This is a genomic window from Bradyrhizobium sp. F1.4.3 (assembly GCF_040548375.1).
GTDB lineage: Bacteria > Pseudomonadota > Alphaproteobacteria > Rhizobiales > Xanthobacteraceae > Bradyrhizobium.
Genome location: NZ_JBEPRN010000001.1, coordinates 33070 through 50610 on the forward strand (window position 1 = coordinate 33070; position 17541 = coordinate 50610).

The following is a 17541-nucleotide window of genomic DNA, read 5'->3' on the forward strand; positions in this document are numbered from 1 at the left end:
AAAGGCGCATAGCGCCGTGCCCACCATCGCTCGGCGATCGCAAGCTTTATGGTGGGCACGCTTCGCTTTGCCCACCCTACGGCAGTTCTACCTGCTCCCGTCTGCCCCCATCACCAGGTCCGGCAGTGCGGTCGAGATCTCCGGTACGAAGCACAGCAGCAGCACTGCGGCCATCATCAGCAGCACGAACGGCAGCGTGCCCCAGATCACCTCGCTCAGGGGAATATCGGGCGCGACGTTGCGGATGACGAAGATGTTGAGGCCGACCGGCGGGTGGATCAGCCCCATCTCCATGACGATGGTCATGACGACACCGAACCAGATGATGTCGAAGTTCGCGGCCCGCAACGGCGGCAGGATGATCGGCGCCGTCATCAGGATGATCGAGACCGGCGGCAGGAAGAAGCCGAGCACCACAACCATCACGAGGATCGAAAACAGCAGGCCCCAGCGCGGCAGATGCATCGCGACGACGGATTCGGCGGCCGACTGCGAGATGTGCAGATAGCTCATCACGTAGGAGTAGAGCAGCGACATGCCGATGATCATCATCAGCATGGTCGATTCCCGGATCGTCGACTTCATGATGGGCGCAAGGTCGCTCGGCCGCCACACGCCGTAGATCATCGCGATCAGCGCCAGCGCCAAAAGACCGCCGAGGCCGGCGGTTTCCGACGGCGTGGCATAGCCGCCATAGAGCGCGGCCATGACGCCGGTCAGCAGCAAGACGAAGGGCATGACGCGCGGCAGCACGCTGAAGCGCTCGGCGAGCGTGTACTCGTCGCGGGCCAGGATCGCCGCTTCGGGACCGCCGTTCTTGTAGGCCGCTTCGGCGGCGGCATATTCCTGGCGAAAGCGGATCACCGCATAGCCGCCGAACAGGGACACCAGCAGCAGGCCGGGCCCGATGCCGGCGAGGAAGAGGCGCCCAAGCGATTTTTCCGCTGCGACGGCAAACAGGATCATGGTGATCGAGGGCGGCAGCAGAATGCCGAGCGTGCCGCCGGCGGCGATGATGCCGGCAGCAAAGCCACCGGAATAACCGCGCTTGCGCATCTCGGGGATGCCGGCCGAGCCGATCGCCGAGCAGGTTGCAGGCGAGGAGCCCGCCATCGCTGCGAACAGCGCGCAGGCGAAGACGTTGGCGACGCCCAAGCCACCAGGCACGCGATGCAACCAGGCGTGCAGGGCCGAATACAGATCCTGGCCGGCACGCGACTTGCCGATCGCAGCCCCCTTCAGGATGAAGAGCGGGATCGACAGCAGCGTGATCGAGGCCATTTCCTCGTAGACGTTCTGTGTCACCGTATCCAGCGAAGCGGCGGGCATGTAGATGCCCATGAACACGACCGCGACGGCGCCGAGCGCAAAAGCAATGGGCATGCCCGAGAACATCACGAGCAGCGTCGCGAGCCCGTAAGAAAGGCCGATACCGAAAACGCTCATGGCCGCCGGCTTCCTGCGAAGGGCAGCGCAAGCTGCACGAGGATCTGGACGCACAGCAAGCTCATGCCGAGCGCCATCAGCGAATAGGGAATGGCGAGCGGCGGCGACCACATCGAGTTCGAGACCTGGCCGTCGACATAGGCCTCGTGCGCCAGCGTCCACGACTTCCAGGCGAAGAACGTACAGAACAGAAACGTCACGGCGTCGACGAACCACAGCCGGATCCGGTTCGCGAGCGGCGACAGCAGCCCGACGAAGGCCTCGATGCCGATATGGCCGCGGTTCTGCTGCACATAGGCGGCCGTCATGAAGGTCGCGCCGACCAGCAGGAACACGGCAGCCTCGTCCTGCCAGTAATTGGCGGCGTGGAACAGCGCGCGGCTGAGCACGCTGTAGCTCAGGATGGCGCAGGCCGCGATCAGCGCGAGCGCTGCGAACACGACGATGATGCGGTTGAGGACGGCGAGGCCGCGATCGAGCGCTGCCGCAAGGCCTTGGCCTGCGGCAACGCTCGTCTGGTCGTCACGATCCGAAAGCGGACCGTGCATCATGCTGCGACGTCGGAGGCGAGCTTGAGCAGGTTCGCCGCGGTCGCGGTCTTGGCACCGTAATCCTTCCAGGCGGTGTCGCGGGCGATGTCGCGCCACTTGCCGACGGTCGCGGCATCGAGCGCGCTGACCTTGGCGCCGGCCTTCTCATAGACCTTGGCGACCTCGACATCGTCGTCCTGCGCGCCCTTGCGGCCGAAGGCTTCGAGCTCCTCGCCGACCGCGAGCAGGATGTCCTGCTGGTTCTTCGGCAGCTTGTCGAAGATCGCCTTCGACATCATCAGCGGCTCGAGCATGAACCAGTAGGAGGCGCCGGCGCCCGAGGTCAGCGACTTCGCGACCTCTTCGAGGCGGAACGAGATCAGGCTGGTGGAGGAGGTGATGCCGGCGTCGCAGGCGCCGGTCTGCATCGCCGCGTAGATCTCGTTCGACGGCACCGACAGGACCGAGGCGCCCGCGGTCTGGAGCACCATGTCCATCTCGCGCGAGCCACCGCGCACCTTCATGCCCTTGGCGTCCTCAGGCGACACGATCGGCTTGGAGCGGCTGGCGACGCCGCCGGCCTGCCATACCCAGCTGAGCAGGATGATGCCCTTGTCGGCGAGGAAGTCGGAGAGCGCCTTGCCGACCGGCTCCTTCTTCCAGCGCATGCCCTGATCATAGGTGGTGACGAGGCCGGGCATCAGGCCGATATTGGTCTCCGGCAATTCGCCGCCGGCGTAAGGCATCGGGTAGAGGCTGATGTCGAGCGCGCCCTTGCGCATCGCGGAGAACTGCGCGTTGGTCTTGATCAGCGAGGAATTCGGATAGATCTCCGCGGCGATGTCGCCGTTGCTGCGCTTGGCGACTTCAGCCGCGAACATGCGGCAAAGCCGGTCGCGGAAATCGCCCTTGTCGATCGTGCCGCCCGGGAATTGGTGCGAGATCTTCAGCGTGGTCGCGGCGTGCGCGGTGCCGATGCCGAAGCGGAGAATGGCGGGTGCGGCGACGGCGGTCGCAATCAGGTGGCGGCGCGTGAACATGGATGATCCCCTTGGACGGTTCTTGTTTGACGTAATCGGGTTTTGAGGCCGGCCTCAGGGCCCATCCTAGCCGGTATTCCACCCGATATTCTCTCATCTGATAGTTCGAGATCGAATGCGGCTGCAAGTCGCGTTATTGCTGCGCCGCACACGGTTTGACCTGTTCCAGGCATTAACACGACTGCTGCCGTCAGGTGACCATCGTGCAGGGCGGCTGACCAGCCGCGAAAAAATCCGCAACACGGCGTAACAAGCGTGGGCATCGATCCGTCGAGAATGAGGAGCGGCATTCGTCGCTGGCAAACGTCACCTCGAAGGAAGATGAACCATGACCATTCGCACCCGCATCGCGCTCGGCATTTCGGCTGCCGTCCTCTCGCTCGGCCTCGCGCTCGCGCCGGCCGCCTATGCCCAGGACAAGATGGGCAAGGACGACGGCATGATGAAAAAGGACACGATGTCCAAGGACGGCATGAAGAAGGACACCATGTCCAAGGACGACGGCATGAAGAAGGACACGATGTCGAAGGACGGAATGAAGAAAGACGACGGGATGATGAAGAAGAATTGATCTCGCACCGTCATGCCGGGGCGCCTCGACGAGGCGAGCCCGGCGTTTCGCGATCCAGATGAGGTCCATCGCCTGTCATTGGGCCGCGCTTTCGCGCGGCCTTGGCAAGACCGTCCCGTCGTGAGGCGTGAACCGAGGCGTGCCTCAGTTCAATTTCAGTTGAACGCTACTTGTGAACGTTACTTGCGCTTGGCCTTGCGGGCGGCGTAGCGGGCGTCCCGCTTGGCCTTTTGCTCGGCCTCCATCTCAGCCGCCTTTGCTGCCGCTTCTTCGGCTTCGCGCGCGATCCGAGCAGCTTCCAGCGCTGCGACTTCTTCCTCGCGGCGCTTCTGCTCGGCCTTTTCCGCCTCGCGCGCAGCCTTTGCCTCGGCGCGCTTGGCCGCGAGAGCCTCACGCTCGGCACGCTTCGCCGCGACGCTCGGGTCGTCCGGCCCTGGCTGCGACTTGAACTTGTTCAAAAGGTTTTTGCGTGCGTCCTGCGCCGCCTTTTGCCGGTCTGTAAAGCCTGGTTCCCTAAATCCACTCACGGGCCTTGCCTTCCTCGCTTTCAATCCTACATCACTGGCTGTTGGTACGTCGGCTGGGCATAGCAGGCACCACGCGACGCAGATGCGTGTACATCCACGCGCGCCGCAATGCCACCCATAATCGCAGCCGACCAGGTAGACGAAAATTCGCTGGACCAGCAGATCATTCGTAGCCCGGAAAAACTGCCGAATTGTGATGTCCCTCATAAGGACCCACGACGGCGGCGCTTAGCGTCGGCCCCGATACGATACGATACGAGACGGAGCACGGGCATGATTTTTTTCCGGCTGAGCCTGAAGGCCCTTGCAATCACTGTTGCCGCGGTGGCGGTGGCGGGCGCTGTGTCGCTGCTCGCCCGACCGCAGCCGATCGAGAGCGCCGTCCTGGGTGCGGACTGGGAATGCACCCGGACCGCGTTCGTGCTCACGAGCTGCGCACCGCGGGTCCAGCAGGCGACCCCCGCGGTCGAAACCTCGCGCAAGGATGCGATCCGGCCGACCCGGGGCTGAACCGGAGCGGCTTGGCGCGATGTGACGCGACGTCGCAGAGGTGATAAGCCATCTCACCCGCGCGACCAGGTAGCCATGTCCGAGTCCAAGCCCGAACCGGGCGAGAAGCCCAAATCCCCGCTAAAACCTCAATCCGGCGACAACCGCCGCGGCGCCATTGCAGGGTTGATCATTGCCGCCGTGATTCTCGGTGTCGGCCTGTGGCTCGCCCGCGACCTCACCGCCGCCAGCAAGATGCAGGATTGCCTGATGTCGGGGCGCACCAACTGCAATGTAATCGAGCCCGCCCGCTAGGCAGGCGCATTGTCGAGACTCGTCCGGACGAAAAATTGCCGTGATCTTAATCATTTGTAATGGGACATAGCAGACCCGGCAGGTCAGTCTTGGCAGGTCAGTTATGTCGGCCGGCATCAGCCAGCGCTATCCGAATCGTCTATCGCGCGTGGACCACGGCCATCGAGAAAGTAGGGGGTAGGCACTAATGAGTGCGTCCAGCCGCATGAAGATCATCATTCCCATGGTTTCGGCCATGTCCTTGCTGGCGCTCGCGGCGCAAGCGCAGGACGCGGGTCCGCCGAAGGGCGCTGGCCAACCGCCGGGGCAGGGCGCAAGCGCGCCCCCCCAGAACAATCAGAACATGCGCAAGGGCCCGCCGCAGCAGGCGGCGCACCCCGCGCCTCCGCCAGGCGGCCAGGGCGGCCAGGCCCACATGGGTCCCGCTCCGCATGGTGGTTCTAGTGGTCCTGGCGGTCCGCCCCCGGGACGCTATGTGGATGTGGCGCGCGGCCCCGCGCAGGCGCGCGACTGGGGCGGACACGCCTATCGCGGCAACCTTGCCTGGGACGGCGGGCGCTGGCGCCATGAGGTCCACAACGGCCGCTCCGGCTGGTGGTGGGACGTCGGCGGCGTCTGGTACTATTATCCGCAGCGGATGGACGGGCCGCCTGCCTACATCTCCGAAGACTATATCGACGACGTGCCGGTGGCTTACGCGCCGCCGGGACCGCCGGTCGCCTATGAGCCGCCGCCCCCGCCGCCTGCACCCGATCCCGGCGCGAGCGCGCTGGGTGGGGCCATCGTCGGCGGCGTGCTTGGCGGCCTGATTTCGGGCAGGGCCTCGGGAGCTGCCGCAGGCGCCGTGATCGGCGGCGCCACCGGCGCAATCGCTGGCGCTACGGCGGCCTCGCGTCCCGGCTACTACGTCGCCGAGGGCGTTTGTTACTACCGCTACCCAAGCGGCCAGTATGTGCAGGCCGATCCACGGGCCTGCTACTGACTGAGCACCTGAGCGCGATCTGAAGCGCAGGACCTAAAGTAAATGAGGCGGGCCCCGTGCCCGCCCTCATTTGTTTTACGCGCCGCGAACGCGCCGCGGCATCCTTGCGGCGACGCACAACAACTTCCTCAAATTTTCGCTGGCGCTCCCCCCTTATCGCGCGCTTGATCAAAGAAAAAATCGAAACGCGAGTCGCGGGGACAAGAACATGCTGGATGCGATCCAGATCAGCTTGGCGCTCTGGGCCATTATCGTGTGCGGGGGGATCAAGGCGGTGCAATTCGTGCACTACCTGCTCTAGCGCTCGACCGGAAACGACGGCGCCGCGGTTTTCCGAAGGGATCAGGCGCAAGCCTGCGACGTCCCGATGGTGTCGCCCTCTAGGAGACGAGCCAGCTCAGGAATGCGATCGCTGCCCAGACCAGGGCGCCGATCCAGGCCGTCATCGCGATGATGATGGTTGCGAGAAGAGCGAGCCCGTGCAGGTCGGCCTTGCGCCGTGATGCCGCCGCGTCAGCCCGTGTCGCGGCTTCGGCTTCTTGTGTCATGAGGGGAACGGCCATCCATCCGGTCTCGCGTTCAGCGGTGCACTGAGGCGCTGTTTAGCCGACGCGCCGGGCCCCGGCTGTGATGCAATTCACAGATCCATCGGAATGAGATCTGCGCCTCACCGCTTTGTGCGCGAGGCATTCAGAACGATTGCGCGGCCAGGCGCTTACCCCTTCTGTTAGCAAGCGATCAGAAGGAGTATTCTATGAAATTGGCCGCAATCACCTTGGGCCTGGCACTGGCGATCTCGTCGACGGCCGCTTTCGCGCAGGGCGCAGGCGGCTCCGCCGGAGGCGGTGCATCGGCAGGGGCTTCCGGCAGCGTCGGCACGGGCGGCGTTTCATCCGGCACGACGGGAACCACAACCGGCACAGGCACGGGCGCCGCGACCGGTGCCACTGGCGGGATGAACACGACCATCAATCCGTCCGGCAACACGCTGCTGCCAAGCGGCCAGAACCCATCGCAACCGGCTTCGCCCCCGAACCCCGCGACGGGCCGCTGAGGCCGGTTCACACGAATTGAGGGGAATACGAAGACCGGCGCGATCGTTGCGCCGGTCTTCTGCTGCGCACGTTCGTTTCGTCGTTGGCGCAATTCGCAATTGGTGTGAGCGTCGAGAGGCCGGTTCGGGCCGCTTTGAAACCGCGAGTGCAACTCAATTTGAGTCACAATTTTAGCGTGTCGATATCGCCTGCGACAACGCCTCGTTCTCCGCATTCATACGGACAAAATTGCCACGCGCTTGTCCAGATCGGCCGGTTAGAGTCGGCCTCATGTGTAGCAAGTACGACCCACAGCACGAAGCCGCAGCTGCGATGAAGCTGGCGGCGGCGTCCGAAGGCGCCGACCGGCAAAGACTCATCGAAATCGCGCTCGCCTGGCATCAGCTCGCGCGCGAACGGCGCGACGACGAACGGACGGATTAGGCCCCTCCGACAAAACTCAGCGCGGGCGCATGTGAGAGCCGGCCTGCGGCTTCCGTCAAACGCCGCGATCGATGCCGACCGGTTGCAGTCCGTGCCCGTGGCCTTGGACGCATGGTCGATCCGCGGTCGAGCGGTGCGTCTGGTCGCTTCCGCGCACCCACGCCTGAACGGCGAAGGCCAGTTGATGCTGGCTCGCCGCGGCATTCGCAATGGAAGCTTGCGCCACTTCAAGGCGTTTTGCGATCCCGCCGGCGTTGACGTCGACGGTCGCGTCGATCGCCAAAAAAGACATCGCGGTAACGGCAACTGCGGATGCGATGGCGATTCTTGTCCAGTCGGATAACGGCATCACAGAATCCTTCGACGCCTCTTCTGCATGCGCAATAGGTGGGGCTCTCCCGTCTCCTGGATAGGCCCGCGCACGCGTTCTTGAAGTGCGACAGATTTGCGAAGGCGTTGAAGGCTGGCGATCCCGGCAGGAATCGAACCTGCAACCCTCAGAGTAGAAATCTGATGCTCTATCCAGTTGAGCTACGGGACCTTCTGGTGCCGGCTTCGGCTACCACCTGCCGGTCTTCTATCACGCCAAATATGAAAAATCCGCAGCCCCGCCAAGCCTGAACCGAACCGTTTTCCCCCCGAAAGCGACAAAGCGGAGCGGCGGAGTGCGTTTGACCGGGCCGGCGACGCGGCGGCAAGCCGTGTCGTGCCCAAGAATCCGGTTCAAGACATGCTTTGCCGGTAGATCTTTTCCGTGACCGCCGCTTCCTTGCGGCGGTCCTTCGGCGGCTTTGGGCTTGCCTCGCCATGGCGAATGCGACGTTTTGCACCTCCGGTTCCATCGCCTTGAGTCCGTCACCTTTCCGCGCACTTTATCGCCACCGCGGCGTTTGTCCGCGTTTCCGGGAGTCCATCATGATCGGTCTGGTCCGCGCCGTTACACTCTGCGCCACGCTGGCGTTCGGCCTTGCGGCCGCGCAAGGAGCGGACAAGGCGTTCAAGCGCGACGATCTCGCCGATTCCGCGATCAGGCTGGAGGCCCAGATCAAGAGCGAGGCGGGGCCGGTCGCCAAGACCGGCGCGACGCTGCGCACCGATGCCGACGCCGCCTTCCGGCGCAACGATTTCCGCACCGGGCTGTCGATCCTCGGCCAGGTCGCCGCGACCACGCCTGAGGACGCCGGCAACTGGCTGCGGCTCGCCAAGGTCATCTTCCAGATCACGCCGAAGGGCTCAAGCGAGCAGACTTTCCTCTTGGAGCGCGCCTCGACCGCCGCCTACATCGCCTATCAGCGGGCCGGCAACCCGGGCGAGGAGGCCGATGCGCTCGCGGTGCTCGGCAAGTCGCTGGCCGAACGAAAGCTATGGCGGCCGGCGCTGGATGCGCTGCGGCTGTCACTCGACATACGCGAGGTCGCCGACGTCCGCGGCCAATATGAGAAGCTGCGCGACGAGCACGGTTTTCGGCTGCTCGACTATACCGTGGACTCGGACTCGGCGAGCCCGCGCGCCTGCTTCCAGTTCTCGGAAGAGCTCGCCAAGCGCACCGATTTCGCGCCGTTCCTGGCGCTCGCGGGCCAGGACAAGCCGGCGCTGTCGGCCGAAGGCAAGCAACTCTGCGTCGACGGGCTGAAGCACGGCGAGCGCTACAACATCAATCTGCGCGCCGGCCTGCCGTCCACCGTCAAGGAGGGACTGCCGAAATCGGCCGAGTTCAACATCTATGTGCGCGACCGGAAACCCTTCGTGCGCTTTACCAGTCGCGCCTATGTGCTGCCGAAGACCGGCCAGCGCGGCATTCCCGTGGTCAGCGTCAACACGCCCGCGGTCAACATCAATGTGTTCCGGATCGGCGACCGCAATCTGATCAACACGGTGGTCGACAGCGATTTCCAGAAGGCGCTGTCGAAGTACCAGCTCAGCGATCTCGGCGACGAGCGCGGCGTCAAGGTTTGGTCCGGCGAGCTCGCGACGGCGATGACGCTGAATCAGGACGTCACCACCGCATTTCCGGTTGATCAGGCGCTGGGCGAGCTCCAGCCCGGCGTCTATGTGATGACGGCCGCGGCCAAGGGCCCGGGCTCGGACGACGACTCCCAGCTCGCGACGCAATGGTTCATCGTCTCCGACCTCGGGGTAACAGCCTATTCCGGGAATGACGGCATCCACGTCTTCGTCAATTCGCTGGCCTCGACCGATCCCGTCGGGAAGGCCGAGGTGCGGCTGGTTGCCCGCAACAACGAGATTTTGGCGACCCGCAAGACCGACGACTCTGGCCACGTCCTGTTCGAGGCGGGCCTCGCGCGCGGCGAGGGCGGCCTGTCGCCGGCGATGCTGACCGTCACGGGCGAGAAGGCCGACTACGCCTTCCTCAGCCTGAAGACTTCAGCGTTCGATCTGTCCGATCGCGGCGTGGCAGGACGCGCGGTGCCAGCTGGCGCCGATGCCTTCGTCTATGCCGAACGCGGCGTCTACCGCTCGAGCGAGACCGTCTATCTCACCGCGCTGCTCCGCGACGGGCAAGGCAATGCCGTCACCAGCGGACCGCTGACGCTGGTCATCGAGCGCCCGGACGGCGTTGAATTCCGCCGCGCCGTGCTGTCCGACCAGGGCGCCGGTGGCCGCACGCTGTCCGTGCCGCTCAACTCGGCCGTTCCGACCGGAACCTGGCGCGTGCGCGCTTTCACCGACCCGAAGGGTTCTTCGGTCGGCGAGACCACCTTCATGGTCGAGGATTATGTCCCCGATAGAATCGAATTCGAACTGTCTGCCAAGGACAAGCTGATCAAAGCTAACGCTCCTGTAGAGCTTAAGGCCGACGGTCATTTCCTCTATGGCGCGCCGGCCTCGGGCCTCCAGCTCGAGGGCGATATGCTAATTGCGCCCGCGTCTGAACGTCCGGGCTTTGCCGGATACCAGTTCGGCGTCGCCGATGAGGAGACCACCTCGAACGAGCGCGCGCCGCTGGAGAACCTGCCTCAGGCGGACGCCAATGGCGTTGCCACCTTCCCGGTGACGCTGGACAAGCAGCCGGCCTCGACGCGTCCGCAGGAGGCACAGATCTTCGTCCGCATGGTCGAGACCGGCGGCCGCGCTGTCGAGCGCAAGCTGGTGCTGCCGGTTGCGCCCGCCGCCGCCATGATCGGCATCAAGCCGCTATTCGGCGACAGGAACGTGGCTGAAGGCGACAAGGCCGAGTTCGACATCGTGTTCGTCTCGCCCGACGGCAAGCAGCTCGCCCGCGCTGGCCTGCGCTATGAGCTCCTGAAGATGGAGTCGCGTTACCAATGGTATCGCCAGAACAACTACTGGGATTACGAGCCGGTCAAGTCGACCTCGCGCGTCGCCGACGGTGACGTCACCATCGCGGCCGACAAGCCGTCGCGCGTTTCACTTACGCCTCCGCCCGGACGCTACCGACTCGACGTGAAGGCGAACGATGCCGACGGCCCGGTGACCTCGGTGCAGTTCGACGTCGGCTGGTATTCTGACGGCAGCGCCGATACGCCGGACCTGTTGGAAACCTCGATCGACAAGCCGCAATACGCTTCCGGCGACACAATGACGGTGTCGGTCAACGTCCGCACTGCCGGCAAGCTCACCATCAATGTGCTCGGTGACCGCCTGCTGACGACGCAGACGATTGATGTCAAGGAAGGCACCGCGCAGGTGAAGCTTTCGGTCGGCAAGGACTGGGGCACCGGCGCCTATGTGGTGGCGACGCTGCGCCGACCGCTCGACGCCGCCGCGCAGCGCATGCCGGGCCGCGCGATCGGGCTGAAATGGTTCGGCATCGACAAGCAGGCCCGGACGCTGGCCGTGAAGCTGACGCCGCCGGCGCTGGTCCGGCCGAATGGGACGCTGAAAATCCCGGTCAAGCTCGACGGGCTCAATCCGGGCGAGGACGCCAAGGTCGTGATCGCGGCGGTCGATGTCGGCATCCTCAACCTCACCAACTACAAGCCGCCGGCACCGGACGATTATTATCTCGGCCAGCGCCGCCTGAGCGCGGAGATCCGCGATCTCTACGGGCAGCTCATCGACGGCATGTCGGGCACGCGCGGCCAGATCAAGTCCGGCGGCGATGCCGGTGCGGCCGAGCTTCAGGGCTCGCCGCCCGCGCAAAAGCCGCTGGCGCTCTATTCGGGCATCGTCACGGTTGCCGCTGATGGCACTGCCGAAGTGAGCTTCGATATTCCGGAGTTCGCCGGCACCGCGCGCGTGATGGCAGTTGCGTGGACCGCGACAAAACTCGGCCGCGCCAACACCGACGTGGTGATCCGCGACCCCGTGGTGCTGACCACGACCCTGCCGCGCTTCCTGCTCAATGGCGACCATGGCACGGCCAATCTCGAGATCGACAATGTCGAGGGGCAGGCCGGCGACTACGTCATCAACGTGAAGACGGGCGGCCCGGTGAAGATGACCGGCGATCCCGCAACCACGGTGAAGCTCGCCGCCAAGCAGCGCAACTCGTTCTCGCTGGCGCTCGACGCAACCGCGGCAGGGCAGGCGACGCTTGACGTCGACATCAAGGGGCCGAATGGGCTGGTGCTCGCGCGCCACTATGCGCTCGACGTCAAGGCGGCGACACAGGTGCTGGCGCGACGCTCGATCCGGACGCTGGCGAAGGGCGAGAGCCTGACGCTGACCTCGGACATGTTCTCCGATCTCGTGCCGGGGACCGGCAGCGTCTCGGTCTCGGCAAGCTCGTCGACCGCGCTCGATGCGGCGACCATCCTCAAGGCGCTCGACCGGTATCCGTATGGCTGCTCGGAGCAGATCACGAGCCGCGCCATGCCGCTGCTCTATGTCAACGATCTCGCGGCCGGCGCGCATCTCGCCATGGACACCGAGGTCGACCAGCGCATTCGTGATGCGATCGAGCGGCTCTTGGCGCGTCAGGGCTCCAACGGCTCGTTCGGCCTGTGGTCGGCCGGCGGCGACGATGCCTGGCTCGACGCCTACGTGACGGACTTCCTGACCCGGGCCCGTGAAAAGGGCTTTGTGGTGCCGGACGTGCTGTTCAAGAACGCGCTCGACCGCGTCCGCAACTCCGTCGTCAACAGCAACGAGCCGGAGAAGGACGGTGGGCGCGATCTCGCCTACGGCCTCTACGTGCTCGCCCGCAATGGCGCGGCGCCGATCGGCGATCTCCGCTATCTCGCCGACACCAAGCTGGGCAACCTCGCCACGCCGATTGCGAAGTCGCAACTCGCGGCGGCGCTGGCGCTGGTCGGCGACCGCAACCGCGCGGAACGGGTCTATGGTGCTGCCCTGGACAGCCTCGCGCCAAAGCCCGTGCTGGAGTTCGGCCGCACTGACTATGGCTCGCAGCTCCGCGATGCCGCGGCGCTCGTTTCGCTTGCCAGCGAAGGCAATGCGCCGAAGGCGACGTTGACGCAGGCCGTCTTGCGGGTCGAGACCGCGCGCGGACTGACGCCTTACACCTCCACGCAGGAGAATGCGTGGCTGGTGCTGGCAGCGCGGGCGTTGGCCAAGGAGAACCTCTCGATCGAGGTCGACGGCCAGCCGATCAAGACCGCGCTCTATCGCAGCTACAAGGCCGCGACCCTGGACGGCAAGCCGCTGAAGATCACCAACACCGGCGATGCGCCGGTGCAGGCAGTGGTGTCGGTGTCCGGCTCGCCGGTGACGCCCGAGCCGGCCGCGTCCAACGGCTTCAAGATCGAGCGCAATTACTTCGCGCTCGACGGCAAGCCCGCCGACGTCAGCAAGGTCAAGCAGAACGACCGCTTTGCAGTGGTGCTGAAGATCACCGAGGCCAAACCGGAGTACGGCCACATCATGGTGTCCGACTATCTGCCGGCGGGCCTCGAGATCGACAATCCAAAACTGGTGTCGTCGGGCGACAGCGGCACGCTCGACTGGATCGAGGACGGCCAGGAGCCGGAGGATACAGAATTCCGCGACGACCGCTTCACCGCTGCCGTCGACCGGGCCTCGGATTCCAAGTCGGTCTTCACCGTCGCCTACATCGTGCGCGCGGTCTCGCCCGGCAAATACGTGCTGCCGCAGGCCTATGTCGAGGACATGTACAATCCCTCGCGATATGGGCGGACCGGCACGGGGAACGTTGAGGTGCGGGCGGCGAAGTGAGTGATGGCGGGAAACTGAGCTGGATCGTATGAGCAAGGCGGAGCCACAGACTCAGTCGTCATGCCCGGGCAAAAGCGCGAAGCGCGTCTTCGCGCAGATGTCCCGGGCATCCACGGACTTTGGTGCCGCGAGCAAGGACGTGGATGGCCGGGACAAGCCCGGCCATGACGGAGCGAGGGGCAGGGGCTTTCGTATCCTGTCGGTAGCAGTGTTCGCTTTCATCCTCGCCATCGGCGGCTTCGTTGCCTGGGTCTACTCTCTCTGCCCGCTGCCCCTCGACGAGTCGCGCGCAGTCTCGACCACGATCGTCGATCGCAACGGCAAGCTGCTGCGCGCATACGCCATGGCCGACGGCCGCTGGCGGCTGCCGGTCGAGACAAAAGCGAATGTCGATCCGACCTATCTGAAGCTGCTGCTCGCCTATGAGGATCAGCGCTTCTACGCCCATGACGGTATCGACCCGTTCGCGCTGGGCCGCGCCGCGGTGCAGTTGGCGACCCGCGGGCACATCGTGTCGGGCGGATCGACCATCACCATGCAGCTGGCGCGGCTGATGGAGCCACGGCGGCAGCGCTCGCTCTACGCAAAATTGCGGCAGATCGTCCGCGCGATCGAGATCGAGCGAACGCTGAGCAAAGAGCAGATCCTCGACCTCTATCTCGCGCTCGCGCCTTACGGCGGCAATCTCGAAGGCATCCGTGCGGCATCCATCGCCTATCTCGGCAAGGAGCCCAAACGGCTGTCGCTGCCGGAAGCCGCGCTGCTGGTGGCGCTGCCGCAGTCGCCGGAGACGCGCAGGCTCGACCGCTATCCCGAGGCCGCGCGCAAGGCCCGCGATCGCGTACTCGATCGCATGGTCGAGGAGCACCAGGTCAGCGCTGACGATGCGAAGCAGGCCAAGGCTGTGCCGGTGCCAAAACTGCGCAAGCCGATGCCGATCCTGGCGCCCCATGCCTCCGACACGGCGCTTGCGACGGTGAAGGATACGCCGGTCATCAAGCTGACGCTCGATGCCAACCTCCAGAAAGTGCTGGAGCCGCTGGCGCATGACCGCGCCCTCGCGCTTGGGCCCAGCATCTCGGTCGGCATCATCGTCGTCGACAATGATAGCGGCGATGTGCTCGCCCGCGTCGGCTCGGCCGATTACTTCGACGAGCGCCGGGCCGGGCAGGTCGACATGACCCGCGCCATCCGCTCGCCGGGCTCGACGTTGAAACCGTTCATCTACGGGCTCGCCTTCGAGGATGGCTTCGTCCATCCCGACAGCCTGATCGACGACCGCCCGGTCCGCTTCGGCTCCTACGCGCCGGAGAATTTCGACATGACGTTCCAGGGCACGGTGCCGGTGAAGAAGGCGCTGCAGATGTCGCTGAACGTGCCGGCCATCGTGCTGCTCGACCGCGTCGGCGCGAGCCGGCTGGCATCGCGGCTGCGCCAGGCCGGCGGCAATCTGGTCCTGCCCAAGGACGAGGCGCCCGGGCTCGCCATGGGGCTCGGCGGCGTCGGCATAACGCTCCAGGACCTCGCCCAGCTCTATGCCGGTCTCGCCCGGCTGGGTACAACCAAGCCGCTGCGTGAGGTCGTGGCAGGCAAGGACGACCGTGAGCCGCTGAGGCTACTGGATCAGGTCGCGGCCTGGCATGTCGGCAACGTGCTGCTGGGCACGCCGCCACCGGAAAACGCCGCTCATAACCGCATCGCCTTCAAAACCGGCACCTCCTACGGTTATCGCGATGCCTGGTCGGTCGGGTTCGACGGCCGCATGACCATCGGGGTCTGGGTCGGCCGGCCCGACGGGGCGCCGGCTCCCGGCCTGATCGGCCGCGTGGCCGCGGCGCCCATCCTGTTCGATGCCTTCGCCCGGACTGGCAAAACGCTGACCCCGCTGCCGAAGCCGCCAAAGGGAACCCTGGTGGCCAGCAACGCCAAGCTGCCGTTGCCACTGAAGCGGTTCCGCCCGGTCGGGGAGCTCGTCCGGGCCGGCGGCGAGCAAGCTCTGCACATCCAGTTCCCGCTCAACGGTTCCCGGATCGATGTCGATCGCGCCGGCGGGCCTGAGGCCGCCGTGATGCCGGTGAAGGTCGCTGGCGGGGTTCTGCCGATGACAGTCATGGTCAACGGCACGGCACTCGGCGAGATCGATGGCAGGCGCCAACGCCTGATCGAACCGCCTGGCCCCGGCTTTGCGCGGCTCACCGTGATCGACGCCACGGGCGCCGCGGACACAGTTGTCATTCGAATTCAATGACCCCGGCTCAAGCGGTTGTGGCGATGGCGGTTTCAGCGTAAGCGGAACCAAATGTCCGAGACCTATCCCAGCCCCCGTTTTGGAGCGCCGCGCGAGCCGAAATCGCCCGTGAATCCGGGCAGCCGGCTCGTGCTGATGCTCGACATCGTCACGGCCAGCCACGCCAGGGCGGTCGCCTTTCTGGTGCTGTGCGCGCTGCTGCTGTTCCTGCCGGGCTTCTTCACGATTCCGCCTGTCGACCGCGACGAGGCACGCTTTGCGCAGGCGACCAAGCAGATGGTCGAGAGCGGCGACTATGTCGACATCCGCTTCCAGGAGGACGTCCGTTACAAGAAGCCGGTCGGCATCTACTGGCTGCAATCGGCCGCGGTCGAAATTGCCACGGCGCTCAAATTGCCGAAGGCGGAGTTGCGGATCTGGGTCTATCGGCTGCCATCGCTGATCGGCGCGATCGGCGCGGTGCTCATGACCTATTGGGCGGCACTCGGATTCGTCACGCGGCGCGCTGCGGTGCTGGCCGCGCTCCTGATGTGCGCCTCCGTGCTGCTCGGAGTCGAGGCACGGCTTGCGAAAACCGACGCGATGCTGCTGTTCTGCGTGGTCGCCGCGATGGGCGCGATGGCGCGGGCCTATCTGTCCTGGCAGCGCGCCGAGGACGAGACCCATCCGCCCTGGAGCTGGCCCGCGATCTTCTGGACAGCGCTTGCCGTCGGCATCCTGATCAAGGGCCCGCTGATCCTGATGTTTGCAGGGCTGACCGTGGTCGCGCTCGCGATCCAGGACCGCGATGCCTCCTGGCTGTGGAAGCTGCGCCCGGTCTGGGGCCTGATGTGGATGCTGGTCCTGGTGCTGCCCTGGTTCATCGCGATCTTCTGGCGGGCGGGCGATGCCTTCTTCGCCGATTCCGTCGGCGGCGACATGCTGAGCAAGATCGGCGCGCAGGAATCCCACGGGGCGCCGCCCGGAGTTTACCTGGCGCTGTTCTGGATCACCTTCTGGCCGGGGGCGCCGCTTGCGGCGATGGCGGCGCCGGCGGTGTGGCGCGCGCGGCGCGAGCCCGGCGCGCAGTTCCTGCTGGCCTGGCTGATCCCGTCCTGGATCGTGTTCGAGGCGGTGCTGACCAAGCTGCCGCATTACGTGCTGCCGCTCTATCCGGCGATCGCGATCCTCACCGCTGGCGCGCTGGAGCGGCGCGTGCTGTCGCGGTCATGGCTGATGCGCGGCTCGGCCTGGTGGTTCGCGATCCCTGCGGCCGGCTCGATCGTCGCAGTGGTCGGCGCGGTCACGCTGACACGGCAGCCGGCCTTCGTGGCCTGGCCGTTCATCGCAGCCTCGCTGATCTTCGGCCTGTTCGCCTGGTGGCTCTACGACAACAACCGCGCCGAGCGTTCGCTCCTCAACGCGCTGGTCGCGGCGCTGATGCTGGCGGTCGTGGTCTACGGCATCGTGCTGCCGTCGCTGACGCCGCTGTTTCCGAGCATCGAGGTCGCGCGGGCGCTACGCAGCGTCACCTGCGTCGGGCCGAAGGCGGCGTCTGCCGGCTATCACGAGCCGAGCCTCGTCTTCCTGACCGGCACCCAGACACTGCTGACAGACGGTTCTGGCGCGGCGGATTTCCTCAGGCAGGGGAGCTGCCGCTTCGCGCTGATCGAGCAGCGTACGGAACGCAGCTTCGTGCAGCGCGCCGAGGCGATCGGACTGCGCTACAAGGTCGGCGCGCGCATCGACGGCTATAATTTCTCGCAAGGCCGTGCGATTTCGATCTCGATCTTCCGCTCCGAAGGCACCGAGTAGG

General features: G+C 65.6%; 16 protein-coding genes and 1 tRNA gene. 10 read left to right on the top strand and 7 right to left on the bottom strand.

From position 1 onward, the window contains the following. Nucleotides 1-87: 87 nt before the first annotated feature. The 3 genes from ABIB73_RS00225 to ABIB73_RS00235 are packed head-to-tail and all read right to left on the bottom strand — an operon-like array spanning nt 88 to nt 3016. Nucleotides 88-1446, bottom strand: coding sequence for a TRAP transporter large permease (locus ABIB73_RS00225; protein WP_354220277.1), 1359 nt, complete (start codon nt 1444-1446; stop codon nt 88-90). Further along, the gene (locus ABIB73_RS00230; RefSeq protein WP_354220279.1) at nt 1443-1997 is read right to left on the bottom strand and encodes a TRAP transporter small permease; all 555 of its coding nucleotides are present in this window, start codon (nt 1995-1997) and stop codon (nt 1443-1445) included. The genes ABIB73_RS00225 and ABIB73_RS00230 overlap by 4 nt, the downstream gene beginning before the upstream one ends. After that, the gene (locus tag ABIB73_RS00235) at nt 1994-3016 is read right to left on the bottom strand and encodes a TRAP transporter substrate-binding protein (RefSeq protein WP_354220281.1); all 1023 of its coding nucleotides are present in this window, start codon (nt 3014-3016) and stop codon (nt 1994-1996) included. Before ABIB73_RS00235 ends, ABIB73_RS00230 begins: the two co-directional genes overlap by 4 nt. Before the next feature lie 115 nt (nt 3017-3131). On the opposite strand from ABIB73_RS00235, the gene ABIB73_RS00240 reads away from it, so the two are divergent. Beyond that, nucleotides 3132-3266, top strand: coding sequence for a hypothetical protein (locus tag ABIB73_RS00240; RefSeq protein WP_354220283.1), 135 nt, complete (start codon nt 3132-3134; stop codon nt 3264-3266). A 78-nt stretch (nt 3267-3344) separates the two neighbouring features. Beyond that, nucleotides 3345-3587, top strand: coding sequence for a pentapeptide MXKDX repeat protein (locus ABIB73_RS00245; RefSeq protein WP_354220285.1), 243 nt, complete (start codon nt 3345-3347; stop codon nt 3585-3587). Nucleotides 3588-3766: 179 nt separating this feature from the next. Here the strand turns inward: ABIB73_RS00245 and ABIB73_RS00250 are convergent, their stop codons facing one another. After that, nucleotides 3767-4114: a DUF6481 family protein gene (locus tag ABIB73_RS00250; protein WP_354222499.1), complete on the bottom strand. Its 348-nt coding sequence runs from the start codon at nt 4112-4114 to the stop codon at nt 3767-3769. 273 nt (nt 4115-4387) lie between these two features. Between ABIB73_RS00250 and ABIB73_RS00255 the strand changes: the two genes are divergently transcribed. The 3 genes from ABIB73_RS00255 (at nt 4388) to ABIB73_RS00265 (ending at nt 5900) form a co-directional block, all read left to right on the top strand. Continuing rightward, the gene (locus ABIB73_RS00255) at nt 4388-4624 is read left to right on the top strand and encodes a hypothetical protein (RefSeq protein WP_354220287.1); all 237 of its coding nucleotides are present in this window, start codon (nt 4388-4390) and stop codon (nt 4622-4624) included. Nucleotides 4625-4699: 75 nt separating this feature from the next. After that, complete coding sequence (locus ABIB73_RS00260) at nt 4700-4918, top strand: hypothetical protein (protein WP_354220289.1); 219 nt, start codon at nt 4700-4702, stop codon at nt 4916-4918. 187 nt (nt 4919-5105) lie between these two features. Continuing rightward, complete coding sequence (locus tag ABIB73_RS00265; RefSeq protein ID WP_354220291.1) at nt 5106-5900, top strand: hypothetical protein; 795 nt, start codon at nt 5106-5108, stop codon at nt 5898-5900. A gap of 380 nt (nt 5901-6280) precedes the next feature. On the opposite strand, the gene ABIB73_RS00270 is transcribed toward ABIB73_RS00265, so the two are convergent. Further along, entirely contained in the window at nt 6281-6463 is a 183-nt protein-coding gene (locus ABIB73_RS00270) for a hypothetical protein (RefSeq protein WP_354220293.1), read from the bottom strand. A gap of 191 nt (nt 6464-6654) precedes the next feature. Here ABIB73_RS00270 and ABIB73_RS00275 point away from each other — a divergent pair, with 191 nt between their 5' ends. Together ABIB73_RS00275 and ABIB73_RS00280 are read left to right on the top strand one after the other, a co-directional pair. Further along, complete coding sequence (locus tag ABIB73_RS00275; protein ID WP_354220295.1) at nt 6655-6954, top strand: hypothetical protein; 300 nt, start codon at nt 6655-6657, stop codon at nt 6952-6954. A gap of 271 nt (nt 6955-7225) precedes the next feature. Next, nucleotides 7226-7378 carry a hypothetical protein gene (locus ABIB73_RS00280; protein WP_354220297.1) on the top strand — a complete coding sequence of 51 codons (153 nt, stop codon included), beginning with the start codon at nt 7226-7228 and terminating at the stop codon, nt 7376-7378. 55 nt (nt 7379-7433) lie between these two features. Here ABIB73_RS00280 and ABIB73_RS00285 read toward each other — a convergent pair whose 3' ends face one another. Beyond that, the gene (locus ABIB73_RS00285; RefSeq protein WP_354220299.1) at nt 7434-7661 is read right to left on the bottom strand and encodes a hypothetical protein; all 228 of its coding nucleotides are present in this window, start codon (nt 7659-7661) and stop codon (nt 7434-7436) included. Nucleotides 7662-7842: 181 nt separating this feature from the next. Next, a tRNA-Arg gene (locus tag ABIB73_RS00290) sits at nt 7843-7919 on the bottom strand. Nucleotides 7920-8293: 374 nt separating this feature from the next. On the opposite strand from ABIB73_RS00290, the gene ABIB73_RS00295 reads away from it, so the two are divergent. The 3 genes from ABIB73_RS00295 to ABIB73_RS00305 all read left to right on the top strand — a co-directional run bounded on the left by ABIB73_RS00295 (nt 8294) and on the right by ABIB73_RS00305 (nt 17540). Continuing rightward, complete coding sequence (locus ABIB73_RS00295; RefSeq protein WP_354220301.1) at nt 8294-13498, top strand: alpha-2-macroglobulin family protein; 5205 nt, start codon at nt 8294-8296, stop codon at nt 13496-13498. Nucleotides 13499-13637: 139 nt separating this feature from the next. Further along, nucleotides 13638-15746, top strand: coding sequence for a penicillin-binding protein 1C (pbpC, locus tag ABIB73_RS00300; protein WP_502918375.1), 2109 nt, complete (start codon nt 13638-13640; stop codon nt 15744-15746). A gap of 51 nt (nt 15747-15797) precedes the next feature. Beyond that, the gene (locus ABIB73_RS00305; RefSeq protein WP_354220305.1) at nt 15798-17540 is read left to right on the top strand and encodes an ArnT family glycosyltransferase; all 1743 of its coding nucleotides are present in this window, start codon (nt 15798-15800) and stop codon (nt 17538-17540) included. The last annotated feature ends 1 nt before the right edge of the window (nt 17541 follow it).

Coding starts and splice junctions, on each gene's coding strand:
- ABIB73_RS00225 (WP_354220277.1), bottom strand. CDS start 1,446: ATGAGCGTTTTCGGTATCGGCCTTTCTTACGGGCTCGCGACGCTGCTC.
- ABIB73_RS00230 (WP_354220279.1), bottom strand. CDS start 1,997: ATGATGCACGGTCCGCTTTCGGATCGTGACGACCAGACGAGCGTTGCC.
- ABIB73_RS00235 (WP_354220281.1), bottom strand. CDS start 3,016: ATGTTCACGCGCCGCCACCTGATTGCGACCGCCGTCGCCGCACCCGCC.
- ABIB73_RS00240 (WP_354220283.1), top strand. CDS start 3,132: ATGCGGCTGCAAGTCGCGTTATTGCTGCGCCGCACACGGTTTGACCTG.
- ABIB73_RS00245 (WP_354220285.1), top strand. CDS start 3,345: ATGACCATTCGCACCCGCATCGCGCTCGGCATTTCGGCTGCCGTCCTC.
- ABIB73_RS00255 (WP_354220287.1), top strand. CDS start 4,388: ATGATTTTTTTCCGGCTGAGCCTGAAGGCCCTTGCAATCACTGTTGCC.
- ABIB73_RS00260 (WP_354220289.1), top strand. CDS start 4,700: ATGTCCGAGTCCAAGCCCGAACCGGGCGAGAAGCCCAAATCCCCGCTA.
- ABIB73_RS00265 (WP_354220291.1), top strand. CDS start 5,106: ATGAGTGCGTCCAGCCGCATGAAGATCATCATTCCCATGGTTTCGGCC.
- ABIB73_RS00270 (WP_354220293.1), bottom strand. CDS start 6,463: ATGGCCGTTCCCCTCATGACACAAGAAGCCGAAGCCGCGACACGGGCT.
- ABIB73_RS00275 (WP_354220295.1), top strand. CDS start 6,655: ATGAAATTGGCCGCAATCACCTTGGGCCTGGCACTGGCGATCTCGTCG.
- ABIB73_RS00280 (WP_354220297.1), top strand. CDS start 7,226: ATGTGTAGCAAGTACGACCCACAGCACGAAGCCGCAGCTGCGATGAAG.
- ABIB73_RS00295 (WP_354220301.1), top strand. CDS start 8,294: ATGATCGGTCTGGTCCGCGCCGTTACACTCTGCGCCACGCTGGCGTTC.
- ABIB73_RS00305 (WP_354220305.1), top strand. CDS start 15,798: ATGTCCGAGACCTATCCCAGCCCCCGTTTTGGAGCGCCGCGCGAGCCG.